This is a genomic window from Yimella sp. RIT 621, assembly GCF_004146205.1.
In the GTDB taxonomy this organism is placed as follows: Bacteria; Actinomycetota; Actinomycetes; order Actinomycetales; family Dermatophilaceae; genus Yimella; species Yimella lutea.
This window is the reverse complement of record NZ_SEIP01000010.1, coordinates 143711-158671: the sequence shown is the minus strand read 5'-3', so window position 1 is coordinate 158671 and position 14961 is coordinate 143711. Positions and strand designations below refer to the sequence as shown.

The following is a 14961-nucleotide window of genomic DNA, read 5'->3' as shown; positions in this document are numbered from 1 at the left end:
TTTTTAAAGGCAAAGGGCTGCCCCTCAGGGGCGGCCCTTTGTGCATTCCTCGGCCGGTTTCCGGCGTTCATTTTTCGCCCCAACCACGCGGACCGCACCGGCGTCCTGCAAGATGGACGTCGGGCCTCGGGAATGAGGGTGCGAGAAGCAGAATGCGGAGGCCGCTGGGTGAGCGTCAGCAGGGTGTTCAAGGGCTCGATCAATTCGTATGGCGGATCCGCCGCATCGGTACGTCTCAAGACAGGCTGGCGCGAACGGGTCGCCGTCTGGCTCGGGCGTCTGCTGGTGGTGGCCGCCCTGTGGTCGCTGATCTCGCTCCTGCTGGGGTTGGAGATCATCGGGTTGGTCGTCTCCGACCTGTTCTCCCTGGCCGGCCTTCCATCAGAACCCAGCCTCTTCATTGCGGCCCTGACACTCGTTCTGGCCGGGGCCGTCCGCAGACGTCTGCGTGCCGCCCACACCGTGGTGCTGGTTGTCATGCTCGTCGCGCTGATCTCTTCGGCGTTGCTGGTCTACGTCGCCTGGGACTCTCCCGAGTGGCTGACGGTCGAACAGGTCAACGGCTGGACCCGGGACTACATCGAGATCCGCTCAGGTGTCGCGTTCAATCTGGTCGCGCTGTCGATACAGACCGTCGTCTTCATCGCGCTGCTGCTCAGCAGGTCCGCATTCCCGGCCCGTCTGCAGAAGGGCAGCCTCCGGCTCGGTCTCGGAGTCCTGCTGAGCGGACTGCTGCTGTCCGCGTGTCTGTCCTTCGCGCTGACCTGGTTCTTCCCGCACACGCTCAAGGGCCCGGGAGAGCGTGCACGTTGGAGCGTCCGTTCGGCGTTCGGAATCGAGACCCCGCCCGGCACTCCGGTCTTCGACGGTCATTACGGGCCGCACTGGATCTATGTACTTGCCGGCCTCACGTCGGCGATCGCGCTGGTGCTCGCGCTGCTGGCGGTGTGGCGGGCCGGCCACGGGGCGGGATGGCAGAGCGCCGACCAGGAACTGGCGGTCCGCCGCCTGTTGCTGGAGCACGGAGAGGACGACTCGCTCGGCTACTTCGCCACGCGCCGCGACAAGTCCGCGGTGTTCTCACCGGACGGCCGGGCGGTCCTCACCTTCCGCAACGAGGGAAGTGTGAGCGTCGCCAGTGCCGACCCCATCGGCGATCCGGGGTCGTGGCCCGCAACCATCGAAGCCTGGCGCAAGCAGTGCCGTGAACTCGGTCTGTACAGTGCGGTTCTTTCCAGTGGTGACAAGGCGTCCCAGATGTATGTCGACGCCGGCCTGCGGGCCTTCCCATTGGGCGACGAAGCGATCATCGACGTCGACTCCTTCAGTCTGCGGGGTCGGTCCATGCGTCCGGTGCGACAGGCGGTCACCAGGATCAACCGGGCCGGATACACCGCCGAAGTTCGTCGACACGGTGACCTGAACCCCGATGAACTCGCCGAGATCGAACGCCTGGCCACCGAATGGCGCGGCAACGAGACCGAGCGTGGTTTCTCGATGGCGCTCAACCGACTTGGTGACCCGGCCGACGGTCGATGCGTACTCATCACGGCCCGAGACCGCGAAGGTGTCATTCGTGGTTTTCTGTCGTTCGTGCCGTGGGGCGTGCGCGGTGTGTCCCTGGACCTCATGCGTCGAGACCGCTCCGCGGAGAACGGTCTCAACGAGTACCTGGTCGCCAAGCTGATCGAACTCGGCGGTGACCTCGGCATTCGCCGGGTGTCGCTGAACTTCGCCGTGTTCCGCAACGTGTTCAGCACAGCCGATCAGGTGGGTGCCGGTCCGGTCACGAAGCTGACGGATGCTGCGTTGTCGTTCGCGTCCAGGTTCTACCAACTCGAGACGCTCTATCGGTCCAACGACAAGTACCGCCCGACGTGGGTTCCACGGATGCTCTGCTACGACCCCGCCCTCACCGTGGCCCGCGCCGGGCTGGCGATGGGTATCGCCGAGGGCTTCGTGCGTCCGGTCGGTCCTCGCTTCCTCATCGGACCTCGTCCGGGTGAGAGCCAACCGGTGCGCACCGAGGAGGGGTTCAACGAGACCGTGCGTGAGCAGGAACGCGATCTGCTCATCCCGGAACCGGACGCCGTGCAACTCAGCGAGCAACAGCGCGTCCGTCGAGGCAAGCTGGAGCTGCTGCGGGAGGCGGGTTTCGAGGGCTACCCCGTGTCGGTGCCGCGCACCCATCGCGTGGCCGAGCTTGTTGCAGCACACAGGGGGATGGCCCCCGACACGACGACCGACGTCGCCGTGTCGGTCAGCGGACGCATCCGTGCCTGGCGCAACCTGGGCGGCGTCACCTTCGCAGTCCTCGACGACGAGGGCTCACGGATCCAGGTGATGGTCACCGTCGAAGGAACACCCCGCCAGGAGCGTGAACTGTGGCGCCGGACGGTCGACCTGGGCGACCTGGTCAGCGTCACCGGCGTGGTCGCGACCTCCCGCAACGGAGAACTGTCGGTGCTGATGCACTCGTGGCGCATGGCGTCCAAGTGCTTGAGCCCCATGCCGGTGATGCATACCCGACTGTCGGAGGACGTCCGGGCGCGCAACCGTTCCCTCGACCTGCTCCTCGACCCGAACTCACTCGCGATGCTGCAGCGCCGGTTCATCGGCGTGCGAGCCATGCGTGACGTCCTCACCGACAAGGGGTTCGTCGAGGTGGAGACGCCTATGCTCCAGACAATCCACGGCGGCGCGACCGCGCGTCCGTTCAAGACGCATATCAACGCCTACAACATGGGCCTGTACCTGCGCATCGCACCCGAGCTCTACTTGAAGCGGCTGGCGGTCGGCGGGATGCAGCGGATCTTCGAACTGAACCGCAACTTCCGCAACGAGGGCGCGGACGCGACCCACAACCCGGAGTTCACCTCGCTGGAGGCGTACGAGGCCTACGGTGACTACGACACCATGCGCGAACTCATGCGGGAGGTCGTGCTGCGCACCGCGGTTGCCGTGAACGGCCGTCCGGTCGCCTTGCGGCCCAACGCTTCAGGGGGAGTGGACGAGGTCGACCTGGACCGTCCGTGGCCGGTCGTGACCGTGCACGAGGCGGTGTCGAAGGCGGTCGGGCAGACCGTCACCAGCGCTTCGCCGCTCGCCGACCTCGCGCAGATCTGCGCCGCCCACGGTGTAGGTGCGCCGGCCGGGGCCGGTCCGGGCAAGCTGGTGATGGAGTTGTACGAGGCACTGGTCGAGAAGCAGACCACGTTCCCGACCTTCTACAAGGACTTCCCGGTCGAGGTCTCGCCGCTGGCGCGTCCGAACCGCAACGACCCGAAGTTGGCCGAACAGTGGGACCTGGTCGCGTTCGGCGCGGAGATGGGCACCGCGTACAGCGAGCTCATCGACCCCATCGATCAGCGCGAGCGTCTGACCCGTCAGTCAATGGCCGCTGCCGCGGGCGACCCGGAGGCGATGGAGGTCGACGAGGCCTTCCTCGGGGCACTCGAACTCGGCATGCCGCCGACCGGTGGCCTGGGGTTCGGTGTCGACCGACTGATCATGATGCTGCTCGGCACCAACATCAAAGCCACGCTCGCGTTCCCGTTCGTGCGGCCGAGTGGTCACGGCGACGACGACTGAACCTGGTCAACGGAAGTCGCGCGACCCGGTACGCACGCTGATCGTGAGCGGTTCCAGCCGGTCGGCGACCAGATTGGTGATCGCCATACCGTCGGCGGCCGAACTTTCGAGGATGCCGCGGATGACCATGGCGGGCGCCGTGCGAGCGATCCGTCGGTAACGGTGCCACACGCCACGACTGACGATCACGTTGAGCAGGCCGGTCTCGTCCTCGAGGTTGAGAAAGGTGATGCCGCTCGCGGTGGCCGGACGCTGCCGGTGGGTGACGACGCCGGCCACCTCGATCCGGCGTCCGGACTCGACCGTCCGGCAGGACTCGATCGGTCGAACTCCTCTGGCGCTCAACGCCTCTCGGTTGTGCCGGATCGGGTGATCGTTCGGGCTGATGCCGGTCGATTGCAGATCGTGCTGCAGGATCTCGCCCGGAGTGAGCAAGGGGAGCAGCGGTGGTTGGTAGGGCACGGTGAACTCCAACTGGCCCTCGCGGACGGTCGCCGCCTCCGCGGACCGCCACAGGGCATCACGCCGCGAGCCGGCGATGCAATCGAGCGCGCCGCTGAGCGCCAGAGCCTCCAGTTGGTCGGCGTCCAGCACCGCCCGGCGGGACAGATCGGCCAGATCGGTGAACTCGCCGTCCTTCTGCCTGGCGGCGACGATGCGTTCGGCGGCTGCCTCGCCGAGGTTCTTGATCTCGTCGAACCCGAGCCGTACGGCGAACGGGGCATCACGCCGGTGCTCGGCGGTGTCGTCGGGCCGGCTCGGGTCGAACAGTCCGATGTCGTCCTCGCTGTGGTCGCACAGACAGTCGGGGAGTCCGGAGGGGGAGGCGGGGGAGGTGATGGAGTCGTCGATCGGTTCGAGTCCGGCGTACACATCGGAGCGGTGCAGATGCGGCGGACGCACCTGCACGCCGTGGCGGCGGGCGTCACCGACGAGAGTCTGCGGTGCGTAGAAGCCCATCGGTTGCGCGCGCAGCAGGGCGGCGAGGAAGGCGGCGGGGTAGTGCAGTTTCAGCCAGGAACTGGCATAGACCAGCACCGCGAAACTGAGCGCGTGTGACTCGGCGAACCCGAAGTTGGCGAACGCCTCGATCTTGTTGTAGATCTCGTCGGCCACTTCGGGACTGATGCCGTTGGCATACATACCTTCATAGAGCCGGGTCCGCAGGGCGTCGATCCGTTCCACCCCGCGCTTGGAACCCATCGCCCGGCGCAGCAAGTCGGCGTCGGCGGGGGAGCAGCCGCCGACGCTGACCGCCATCTGCATCAGTTGCTCCTGGAACAACGGGACGCCGAGGGTGCGTTCGAGCACGTCCTTCACCAACGGATGTGGGTAGGTGATCTCGTCCTCGCCGGTGCGCCTGCGGATGTAAGGGTGGACGGCGCCGCCCTGGATCGGGCCGGGACGGATGAGCGCGATCTCGACCGCGAGGTCGTAGAAGCAGCGGGGCTTCAGGCGGGGAAGGGTGCCCATCTGAGCGCGGCTCTCGACCTGGAAGACACCGATGGAGTCGGCTCGGGCGAGCATGTCGTAGACCCCGCGTTCGCCCTTCGGCAGCGTCTCGATGTGCCACTGCTCGCCCAGGTGCTCCTGCACGAGATCAAAGGTGTACTGCAGCGCGGCCAGCATGCCCAGGCCGAGCAGGTCGAACTTCACCAGTCCCATCCACGCGCAGTCGTCCTTGTCCCACTGCAGGACGGTGCGGTTCTCCATCCGGGCCGGTTCGATCGGGCACACCTCACCCACCGGTCGCTCGGTGAGCACCATGCCACCGGAGTGGATGCCCAGGTGCCGCGGGAAGGTCAGCACCTGTTGCGCCAGGCCGATCACCGGTAGGGGGATGTCGTGGTCGGCACTACTGATGTCGGCGCCCCACCGTTCGACCTGCTTGGACCATGCGTCCTGCTGACCTTGACTGTGCCCCAAAGCTTTTGCCATGTCGCGGACGGCGTTCTTCGGACGATAGGTGACGACATTGGCCACCTGCGCCGCATTGCGTCGGCCATAACGCCTGTAGACGTACTGGATCACCTCCTCGCGTCGTCCGGAATCGAAATCGATGTCGATGTCGGGTGCTTCTTCGCGTAGTTCGGACAGGAAGCGTTCGAACGGCAGCCGGTAGAAGATCGGGTCGATCACCGTGATGCCCAGCACGTAACAGACCAGGGACGCGGCCGCCGACCCGCGGCCCTGGCACAGGATGCCTTCGCCACGGGCGAAGGTGACGATGTCGTGGACGATCAGGAAGTAGCCGGGGAAGTCCTTGGCCTCGATGACGTCGAGTTCCTTGTCGAGCCGCTGGCGCACCTCGGCCGACATCGGCGAGAACTTTTGTGCCGCAGCGGTTTCGACCAGTTGTCTCAGGTAGCTCATCGACGTGTGTCCGGCCGGTACGTCCTGCTTCGGCAGACGTGGGGTCGCTGCACGGAGACGGAAGCCGGACTGGTCGGCGATCTCGACGGTGCGCTCGATCGCACCGGGGAACCGACCGAACCGTCGCTGCATCTCGCCCCCGCTGCGCAGGTGAGCCTGGTCGGACGCGGGTAACCAGCCGTCGAGATCGTCGAGACTGCGCCGTGCGCGAACGGCCGCGACGGCTGTTGCGAGCGGGTAGTTCTCCGGTGAGGCGTAGTGGACGGCGTTGGTCGCCACGACGTCGAGTCGGCACCGGCGAGCCAGATCGGCCAGTCGGTCATTGCGTGGACCGTCACTCGGATCACCGTGATCGGTGAGTTCGACCAGAACGCGATCGTGACCGAAGAGTTCGGCCAGACGCTCGAGTTCGCTCATGGCAGCGCCTTCATCACCTCGCGAAAGTGCTTGCCGGACAAGGCCTTTGCGGCACCCGGTCAGCACAAAACTTGACCCGGAGGTGATGCTCGCGATGCGGGCGAGGTCGTGCACCGGGCGCCCCTTCTCCGCCTCCGGGTGTAGGTGACCGTCGGTGAGGGCGGTGGCCAACTTCCGGTACCCCTCCACGCCATCGGCGATCAGGACGAGGTGATGTCCTTCCGGATCGGCGTTGCCGTTCTGCGGCGCGCTCAATCCGAACGACAGCTCGGCTCCGTACATCGTGATCAGGTCGCCGTAACTCTCGGCAGCTTCGGCGAGCCGGACGATGCCGTACAGCCCGTCGTGGTCGGTGAGTGCGAGCCCGTGCAGCCCGAGCGCCACCGCCTCGGTGACGAGATCCTCGGGCGAGGAGGCACCGTCCAGGAAGCTGTAGTGCGAGTGGGCATGCAGTTCGGCGTAGGGCACGACGACGTCGGGGCGGTCGATCCTGGCCGGAGTGAACTTGGCACGTTTGCGGGAGAACGCCGGCCCGTCACCACCGTCGGCGACCAACTCCTGCCGCACCTGCGGGCGGACGCCGTGAGAGAGGGCCTGCTCCAGTTGCGACCACGGGATCGGCGGGTTGTTCCATCCCATCCCTCACCACCACAACCTGCGTAGGTCAGTCATAGCGAGCCTCGATCCACCAGCCGTTCGGTGCGGCGATCAGCAACCACGCCTGGGATGCGTCGTCGATGATCTGAAAACGATTGACCTGCAACGGTTTTTGCCACCAATGCTGACGCAGCGGCCAGGGTCCGTTCCATGCGACGATCCGGCGCCGGGGAGACCGATCATGGGCCGGCCGCCAGTGGGTCGGCGGACGGGAAAGGTTGCCGCGCGAATCGACCCCGACCGCCTCGCCGTCGTCCGTGCTCACCTCTGCGGGGCGGGCTCGTCGGAAGACGGTGGCCGGTGCCGGGCCCGGGACGGTGCCCGGCCAGGGTTGCTCCAGCCGGGCCTGGGCCGGAGCGGCATCACCCCACGGACGGATCGCCTGTCGCTCGTGCAGCAACCGTCCGCCGACCAACGTCGCACTGCACACGCCCGAGTGACCGAGTTCGTGCTGCAGCGAGGTGAGTGCATGGACGATGTGTCGGTCGGGGCGTTCTCCCCAGAGGCCTTGAGCGTGTTCGCTTGCAGCCGTGGGAGATTCGGCGGCGACGGCCACGGAGCTGATTGCGTCGAACCGGGTCTGCTGTTCGGCGTCGAAGTCGTCGAGTTGCCACCGGACCCGCTCGACCATGTCGTCGACTCCGAAGGGCCAGGTGTGCCGCCACCGGCGTTCGTGTACCACTCCTGCCTCGGTGCGCAGTTCGACACGGATCTCGTGGCAGACCTGTCCGGCACGGCGCAGGCGCTCGGTCAATTGCTCGCAGTGAACGCGTACCCAGTGGGTGATGGTGGCGGTGTCGGTGGCCGGTGGGTCGCAGACCGCACGTACCGAAAGATCGGTGGGCACCGGGGATGTGCGCAACAAAGGAGCGTCCTGCCCGCTCGCGAGTCGGTGGGCGCGCAGGCCACCCTCGCCGAAGCGTGCATGAACCTGTTGTCGAGGCAGTCGAGCGAACCCGCCAAGGTTGCGAATACCCATGCGACGCAAAGTTTTTGCCAGGTCAAGTTGATCGATCTCCTGCGCGACGGCCTCGACCGGCAGGGTACGCAGGAAGCGGTGGGTGTCGTCGGCGGACAGGTTGACGAACGGGCGTTCGGGCGTCGTCGCGTACGCGGCCTGCTCTGCTGCGAAGAGTCCTTCGGCGACCGCGATCCGGGCGTCGGGGACGTCGGTGTCGCTCAGTTGGTCGAACAGGCTCTCCACCACGGCGTCCTCGCTGCCGTAGAAACGCGAAGCACCGGCGATACGCATCGCGATTGTGCCTGGACGCAGCACCTGCATGTGGGGAACGAGCTTCTCCACCGCACGTAGAACCGGCGCGAAGCGTCGCTCGTCGAGTGCCGGGTCATGTTGCAGGACAACAAGATTCGGACACCGCACCTGCGCTTCTCGGACCCGTAGGCCGACGGTCACGGCTTCCTGGGCCGCGGTCTCGCAGACCGCGACGAGCCGGCCGGCCCGAACCAGTGCGAAGGCCGACGGGGCGGCGCTTCCCATCGAGCGGCGTACCGCCTCGATCGACCAGTTCGGGCACCACACGACCAGCGCACGCGCGGGGCGTGTGCTGAGTGGGATGGACGCGGTCATCCATCGAGTATCGAACATGTGTACGAACTAGGCAAGCGCGGTGAGTCGCGGGCAGGTGGGACATCAATCAGAAAATCTGTCGCTCCGCAAGCCCCCACTTCGTCCTCAGGCATGACACAAATGAGATGTGACTGTTCAGCGAACAGTCTTGGGAGAGCAGGAAGTCTCAACCAACATCTCTTGAAGGGGTTGTAGTTCATGACGCTTGACATCAATCGGCTGCACGGCCAGAACGTTGTCGACCAGGACGGTGACAAGGTCGGTTCCATCGGCCAGGTCTACCTGGACGACGAGACCGACCGCCCCACCTTCGTGACGGTGAAGACCGGGCTTTTCGGCAACAACGAGACCTTCGTTCCGCTGGACATGGCGCAGAACGACGGTGACGACCTGCGTGTCCCGTACACCAAGGACTTCATCAAGGACGCGCCGAACGTCGACGCCGACGGTCACCTGTCCGAGCAGGAGCAGGACGAGATCTACCGCTACTACCAGCTCGACGGTGGCCGCGCCGGCGGTGTGGATGACGGCCGCATCGGCAATGACGGCGACCGCGACCGTGACGGCCTGGGTGTTGCCGGTGCTGCTGGTGAAGTTGCCGGCCGTGGCGGAGATGTCGACCGTGACCTCGACCGTCCCGACACCGGCGACCGCGACCGACGTGGCTTCGACGGCGACGACAACTCGGTCGTCCGCCGCGAGGAGGAGCTCAAGGTCGGCAAGGAGCGTGTCGAGACCGGCCGCGTCCGCTTGCGCAAGCACGTCGTCACCGAGCAGAAGACCGTCACCGTGCCGGTCGAGCGCGAGGAGTTCGAGGTCGTCCGTGAGCCGATCACCGATGGCGACGGCAGCCGTGGCGGCAAGCTCGGCGACGACGAGGTGTCGGTGACCCTCTCCGAGGAGCGTCCGGTGGTCGACAAGGAGGTCGTCGACAAGGAGCGCGTCGGACTGCAGACCAACAAGGTCCAGGACGAGCGCCGCGTCGACGCCGAGGTCGGCCGTGAGGAAGTCGTCGTCGACGAGGACGGCCGTCGTGGTGTCGACGGTGACCGCGACGACAACCGCGGCCTTGCCGACAAGGCGAAGGACAAGGCTCGCGACCTGAAGGACGGCCGCGACAACCACTGAGCTGTCGTGATCGCATGAAGTGGCCCCGGGGTTCTCCCGGGGCCACTTCTCATGTCGCGGAAGATCTCACCGACGGTGCGGTGGTGGCCACTGGACGGTGGCGCTCGTGGTGCGGTGGCCGCGGGTGCACGAGATCGTCAACTCGCGACTCACCAGGTGGCCATGGCCGTGTTCGAGCCCGTGCCAACGATCGGCGGTCACCTCGAAGGTGCTGGTCGCCTGCGGCCAAGCGCCGGCAACAAGCAGGGTCGCGCCCCGGTGGCGCAGGCGGGCGAGCAGTCGATTGCGCAACCCGGGTGCGAGGGGTGGAGCAGGGCGGGCGAGGACAACGTCGATCGCCTCGATCAGCGCGCAGACGGTGTCGAGCCATTGCTCGGGTCGTACTTGTGGGATGAGGGCAAGACGTTCCAGGTCGACGCCCCACTCGTCCGCACACTCCAGGCCCAGATCCGGGAAACCGACTGTGGCGCACCATGATCCGGCGGCGGATGCGCCGGCCATCAAAGCGATGCCCAGGCTTGTCGAGTTGGTGATGCAGTGAACGGTGCCCACTCGTAGTCCCGGCCCGACCAGTTCGGTCAGGGCGGAATGGGTGGGCAGCGACTGTCCGGCCGGCTGTGCGCGGTGCAGTTCGCTGCGTAGGGCAGCGATCGTCTCCAGTCGATCCGGAAGGGTCGTGGTCATCCATCAAGCATCGAACACATGTTCGATATATGCAAGTGGCCGGTGCACACGTTCGGGACGGCATGCGGCAGGATCTACACATGGCTGCTGAGCGGGAAGTGCTGACCTACGAAGACTTCGGGCGTGCGGTGCGCGAGGTCGCCCAGAATGTGGTCGATTCCGGCTTCGAACCGGACCTCGTCCTGTCGATCGCGCGTGGCGGTCTGCCGTTCGGCGGCGCCCTCGGGTACGCGTTGGACATCAAGAACGTGTCGGTGGTGAACGTCGAGTTCTACACCGGCGTCGATCAGCGACTGGACGTGCCGATCATGCTGCCGCCCACACCTGCGGCGGTGGATCTGTCAGGGATGAAGGTGCTTGTCGTCGATGACGTGGCCGACACCGGCAAGACGCTGAAGCTGGTGCAGGAGTTCGTCGCCGACCACGTGGCCGAGTCCAAGATCGCGTGCATCTACGAGAAATCGCGCACGATCGTCAACTGCGACTATGTGTGGAAGTACACCGATCAGTGGATCGACTTCCCATGGTCGAGCCAGCCGCCGCTCACCTCCTCGCAGACCAAGCACTGATCGGCGCTGAGGCCAACGCAAGGCGCCGTCCCCGGATCCGGGGACGGCGCCTTTCGTATGTGCGATCAGGCCTCGGTGGACTCGGTCGGGCGCTTGCCGAGTTCCTCATCCAGGCGCAGCAGTCCCGGACCGTCGTCATTGATCAGCTTCACTCGTCCGACGATCTCGCTGACCGTCGCCTCTTCCTCGATCTGCTCGTTGAGGAACCAGTTGAGCAGCGGGCGGGAGTCGAGGTCGCCCTCCTTCTCGGCCGCCCGGTACAGGTCGCGGATCGAATCGGAGACGCGCTGCTCGTGCTTCAGCGCGGCCTCGAACGCGTCCAGCACCGTCTGCACCTGCACCTGCGGTGCGGGGATGGTGCCGATCTTCGCGTCGTTGTCGCGGTCGGCGACGTGGTCGATGAACTTGTTCGCGTGCACGATCTCCTCATCGGCCTGGTGGCGCAGCCACGCTGCCATACCGGGAAGATCCATCTCGTCCATCTCGATCGCGAGCTGGCGGTAGACGATCGATGCTTCGAACTCGAGGGTGATCTGGTCGTTGAATGCCTTCTCCAGGGCGTCGCTCATCTTCATTCCACGAGCCTAACGCGCGGCACTTCGCGGCGCCGCTGAGCAAAGCCTCAGCTTGCTGCCGGGCGGATGCTGCTCAGGTCCGCGGCAGTCGATTCTTCGGGTCCGTTCTTCGACCAGGCGCCACCCCACGGGTTGCCGAATGGGCCCGTTCCAGCCGGCGTTAAGGAACGGCAAATGCACGAGGGAACGCCATTTGCGGCGTTCCCTCGTGCATTTGGAGTTGCTTCAGCGGATCACCAACTGTTGACGACGTCGATCACCAGTCGCTGGCCACCGTCCGTGTCGTTGAGCACGAACACCTTCATCGGCAGGCGTCCGCGCAGTCCGATGAAGAACTGCGTCTGGCCCTCGAAGGAGGACCCGTAGGCGATCTGCTTGAAGTTGTACCAACCGGCGACGTTGGCCACTTCCATGCGGTTCGCCGGGCGGTAGGTGGGAACGCCGGACGTGGTGTACGCCGGTGCCTTCGCGATGACCTGCAGGACGGCGCCACCCCGCAGGCGCAGCACCTGGCCGCTCGGGTCGACGACCGCCTTGCTGACGTAACGGACGTCGTAGCCGGTGTTGCCGGATCCGCGGCCCAGGTCGATGACCATCCGCTCGAAGCATCCGTGTTGACCGACCCGGACCCCTGTGACCGGGCGTGTGGTCATGGGCGAAGAGGTCTTCGCCAGCGAGCCCCACGGTGCAGTGCAGGCGGTGGCCTGCGCGTTGTCTGCGCCGATGGGTGAGATGCCGGCCGTGGCCGCCAGTGCGACTGCCGAAGCAGCAATGCCGAACTTCTTCTTCATGGTGCCTCCCCTTGAGAATTCGGAGCGGGAATACCGCGCCGGTTCCAGGATGCTCCTAGAGCCCGTCAAAGGGAATGGGCAGATCTACCCTGTTCTCCGCGACTTCAGTGGGTCGGATGTCCGTCCGGCGGGAGTACATCGGACTGTGCGGGCAACTGGTCCTGACGCACGATGCCCACTGGGCAGGTCATGCCGTTGGGTCCGTGATTGCAGTATCCGCCGGGGTTCTTGTGCAGGTACTGCTGGTGGTAGCCCTCTGCGTAATAGAACGGGCCGGCGTCCTCGGCACTGCGCACTTCGGTGCTGATCTCGCCGAATCCGTTGTCGCTCAACACTGTCTGGAAGCTGTCGCGAGTCGCCTCGGCGGCTTCCTGCTGCTCGGGCGTCGTCCAGTAGATCGCCGATCGGTATTGCGTACCGACGTCGTTGCCCTGGCGGTTGGCGGTGGTGGGGTCGTGATTCTCCCAGAATTCCTTGAGCAACAGTTCGGGTGAAGTCTGTGCGGGGTCGTAGGCGACCAGCACGGCTTCGGTGTGCCCGGTGCGTCCGGTGCAGGTCTCCTCGTACGTCGGGTGCTTCGTGAAGCCGCCCATGTAACCGGCGGCCGTCGTCACCACGCCCGGCAGTTTCCAGAAGATCCGTTCGGCTCCCCAGAAACATCCCATCGCCACGTACAGCACCTGCGTGCCGTCGGGCCAGGGGCCACGAAGAGGCGTGCCGAGCACCTCGTGTGTGTCCGGGATTCCCGGAAGTTCGTTGTCACGGCCGGGCAGTGCGTGGTCGGCGGTGACCATGGTGGCGGGGCGTCCGAAACCGAAGATCATGTCCGACACAACGACGAGCCGCCCGGGAACCTTCCCGAGCGGTTCGTTCGAGCGCGTTGTCGACTCAGCAGTACTTCATCCCGGAGAGCGCCTTGGTGTAGGTGCAGCGGTGCGTCACTGCACCACGGGAGTTCACCAGCCGAGCGGTGTCGCCGGTGTTGTTCCACACGTACTGGGTCGTCTTTCCGAAGTACTGGTTCGTGGCGGACGCGGTGCCGCGCCCGGTGCGGATCGTCACCGTCTTCTTCGCACCCAGCACGAAGTTGCGGGGGAAGCGGAAGATGTGGTTGTCGCCGTTGTCGCGGACGGTGTACCCGGTCAGGTTGATTGCCCGAGTTGTCGTGTTGGTCAGCTGGATCCACTCCGCGTTGAGCTTGGTGTTCGACACCGGCAGGTCGTTTCCGCGCGGGTCGGCGGCGAAGGCGCCGAACTTCAGCGGCGGCAGGGCGGCGTCCGCCGAGTGGGTGCCCGAAGCGATGGTGGACAGAGCACAGGCAGCGGCCAGCCCGGCGGCGATGCGACGCATGTGGAGGTTCCCCTTGGCAAGTGAATGGACCGGGCCGTCAGACCCGCTGTTCAAGAGTAGTTGAGCGTCGAACTTCCTGTCCGCCGTTTCGGAATACTCGGTTGTGCCTGCTGGCGGACCCGGGAAAGGATCGACCCATGACTTTCGAGGTGCGTGAGATCGACCTGTTCGGCGACGGCGAGCAGGCTCAGCACTGGATCGACGTCCAGACCCGCAGCGGGGAGGCTGTCTGGGGCAGTGAACACTCCGGTTGGAGCCTGGGTGAGGTGCAGGGGCGACGCCGCGGTACCCAACACACCTTCATCGACCTCGCCGCCGTCGAGGGCGACGCGGTGATCGGCATGGCGGCCGTGGCGATGCCGGCCCATGACAACAAGCACCTTGCATTGTTGATGCTGCATGTCGATCCGGATCACCGCAAGAAGGGTGTCGGCATGGCTCTGGCGCAGGACGTGCTGCGACGGGTCGGCGAGGCCGGACGCACGACCGTGCAGGTCGACACCGAAACCCCGACGGACGCAGAAGTCTCTGTCGGCCCCGATTTCGCCGAGCGGTTCGGATTCAGAAATGTCCAGACCCTCTTCCGCAGCGCGATGCCGCTGCCTGCCGACCGTGATCGGCTGGCCGGGCTGGCGGCCGGTGAGGGGATCGAGGATGCTGCCGCGTTCCGGGTCGAGTGGCGCGTCGACGACGTCCCGGACGAATGGTTGCCGGGCCTTGCGATTCTCGAACAGCGGATGAGCACCGACGCCCCACAGGGTGACATGACCACGGAAGAAGAGGCCTGGACGCCGGAGCGAGTGCGCGAGAACCTCGACTGGGCGACCAAGCAAGCGCAGCGCCACGTCGTCGTCGCGGTCGCCTTCGAGGGCGAGGAGATGGTCGGTTTCACCCAGGTTGAATCGCCACGCGAGACCCCGACGCTGGCCTACCAGCAGGACACCCTGGTCCTGCGTGAAGCTCGGGGCCATGGACTCGGTCTGCGGCTCAAGGCTGCTGCGGCACTCGCGCTGATGGACGAGCTGCCGCGAGTGAGCCGCGTGCGCACGTGGAACGCCGACGATAACCGGCACATGCTGGCCGTCAACGCCGACCTCGGGTACGAGCGGCAGGGCGTTCTGCAGGTCTGGGAACTCGATCTGACTCACCGAGTGGCCGGGCTGTGAACCACCGGCCGGGGTATAGCCCGGCCACCAGTTCATAGCCCGGCCACTCGGTGGTGGTCGGGGACGCCGGGA

11 protein-coding genes are annotated in these 14961 nt (G+C 66.0%); 4 read left to right on the top strand and 7 right to left on the bottom strand.

What is annotated here, in order from left to right:
• Nucleotides 1-168 precede the first annotated feature (168 nt).
• Entirely contained in the window at nt 169-3591 is a 3423-nt protein-coding gene (gene lysX, locus EU513_RS11270) for a bifunctional lysylphosphatidylglycerol synthetase/lysine--tRNA ligase LysX (protein ID WP_240796029.1), read from the top strand.
• Between the two features lie 6 nt (nt 3592-3597).
• On the opposite strand, the gene EU513_RS11265 is transcribed toward lysX, so the two are convergent.
• Both EU513_RS11265 and EU513_RS11260 read right to left on the bottom strand, forming a co-directional pair.
• Nucleotides 3598-7020: an error-prone DNA polymerase gene (locus tag EU513_RS11265; RefSeq protein ID WP_129625990.1), complete on the bottom strand. Its 3423-nt coding sequence runs from the start codon at nt 7018-7020 to the stop codon at nt 3598-3600.
• Nucleotides 7021-7045: 25 nt separating this feature from the next.
• Nucleotides 7046-8626 carry a DNA polymerase Y family protein gene (locus EU513_RS11260; RefSeq protein WP_168990253.1) on the bottom strand — a complete coding sequence of 527 codons (1581 nt, stop codon included), beginning with the start codon at nt 8624-8626 and terminating at the stop codon, nt 7046-7048.
• 198 nt (nt 8627-8824) lie between these two features.
• Between EU513_RS11260 and EU513_RS11255 the strand changes: the two genes are divergently transcribed.
• Complete coding sequence (locus tag EU513_RS11255) at nt 8825-9754, top strand: DUF2382 domain-containing protein (RefSeq protein ID WP_129625988.1); 930 nt, start codon at nt 8825-8827, stop codon at nt 9752-9754.
• Nucleotides 9755-9820: 66 nt separating this feature from the next.
• Here EU513_RS11255 and EU513_RS11250 read toward each other — a convergent pair whose 3' ends face one another.
• Nucleotides 9821-10438, bottom strand: a complete 618-nt coding sequence (locus EU513_RS11250; protein ID WP_129625987.1) for a hypothetical protein — start codon at nt 10436-10438, stop codon at nt 9821-9823.
• Between the two features lie 80 nt (nt 10439-10518).
• Between EU513_RS11250 and EU513_RS11245 the strand changes: the two genes are divergently transcribed.
• Nucleotides 10519-11007 (top strand): phosphoribosyltransferase, encoded by a 489-nt coding sequence (locus EU513_RS11245; RefSeq protein ID WP_129625986.1) that lies wholly within the window; start codon nt 10519-10521, stop codon nt 11005-11007.
• Between the two features lie 65 nt (nt 11008-11072).
• Here the strand turns inward: EU513_RS11245 and EU513_RS11240 are convergent, their stop codons facing one another.
• From EU513_RS11240 to EU513_RS11225, 4 genes are all read right to left on the bottom strand, one after another.
• Complete coding sequence (locus tag EU513_RS11240; protein ID WP_129625985.1) at nt 11073-11582, bottom strand: ferritin; 510 nt, start codon at nt 11580-11582, stop codon at nt 11073-11075.
• A gap of 233 nt (nt 11583-11815) precedes the next feature.
• Nucleotides 11816-12373, bottom strand: a complete 558-nt coding sequence (locus EU513_RS11235; protein ID WP_129625984.1) for a hypothetical protein — start codon at nt 12371-12373, stop codon at nt 11816-11818.
• A gap of 104 nt (nt 12374-12477) precedes the next feature.
• Nucleotides 12478-13197, bottom strand: a complete 720-nt coding sequence (gene msrA, locus EU513_RS11230) for a peptide-methionine (S)-S-oxide reductase MsrA (protein ID WP_239701163.1) — start codon at nt 13195-13197, stop codon at nt 12478-12480.
• Between the two features lie 64 nt (nt 13198-13261).
• Nucleotides 13262-13723, bottom strand: a complete 462-nt coding sequence (locus EU513_RS11225) for a lamin tail domain-containing protein (RefSeq protein ID WP_129625983.1) — start codon at nt 13721-13723, stop codon at nt 13262-13264.
• Between the two features lie 137 nt (nt 13724-13860).
• On the opposite strand from EU513_RS11225, the gene EU513_RS11220 reads away from it, so the two are divergent.
• Complete coding sequence (locus EU513_RS11220) at nt 13861-14889, top strand: GNAT family N-acetyltransferase (RefSeq protein ID WP_129625982.1); 1029 nt, start codon at nt 13861-13863, stop codon at nt 14887-14889.
• Nucleotides 14890-14961 lie beyond the last annotated feature (72 nt).

Bases quoted from the DNA above. Each gene is read 5' to 3' on its own strand.
- EU513_RS11265 (WP_129625990.1), bottom strand. From the start codon at position 7,020: ATGGGATGGAACAACCCGCCGATCCCGTGGTCGCAACTGGAGCAGGCC.
- EU513_RS11260 (WP_168990253.1), bottom strand. From the start codon at position 8,626: ATGACCGCGTCCATCCCACTCAGCACACGCCCCGCGCGTGCGCTGGTC.
- EU513_RS11255 (WP_129625988.1), top strand. From the start codon at position 8,825: ATGACGCTTGACATCAATCGGCTGCACGGCCAGAACGTTGTCGACCAG.
- EU513_RS11250 (WP_129625987.1), bottom strand. From the start codon at position 10,438: ATGACCACGACCCTTCCGGATCGACTGGAGACGATCGCTGCCCTACGC.
- EU513_RS11245 (WP_129625986.1), top strand. From the start codon at position 10,519: ATGGCTGCTGAGCGGGAAGTGCTGACCTACGAAGACTTCGGGCGTGCG.
- EU513_RS11240 (WP_129625985.1), bottom strand. From the start codon at position 11,582: ATGAAGATGAGCGACGCCCTGGAGAAGGCATTCAACGACCAGATCACC.
- EU513_RS11235 (WP_129625984.1), bottom strand. From the start codon at position 12,373: ATGAAGAAGAAGTTCGGCATTGCTGCTTCGGCAGTCGCACTGGCGGCC.
- msrA (WP_239701163.1), bottom strand. From the start codon at position 13,197: ATGATCTTCGGTTTCGGACGCCCCGCCACCATGGTCACCGCCGACCAC.
- EU513_RS11225 (WP_129625983.1), bottom strand. From the start codon at position 13,723: ATGCGTCGCATCGCCGCCGGGCTGGCCGCTGCCTGTGCTCTGTCCACC.
- EU513_RS11220 (WP_129625982.1), top strand. From the start codon at position 13,861: ATGACTTTCGAGGTGCGTGAGATCGACCTGTTCGGCGACGGCGAGCAG.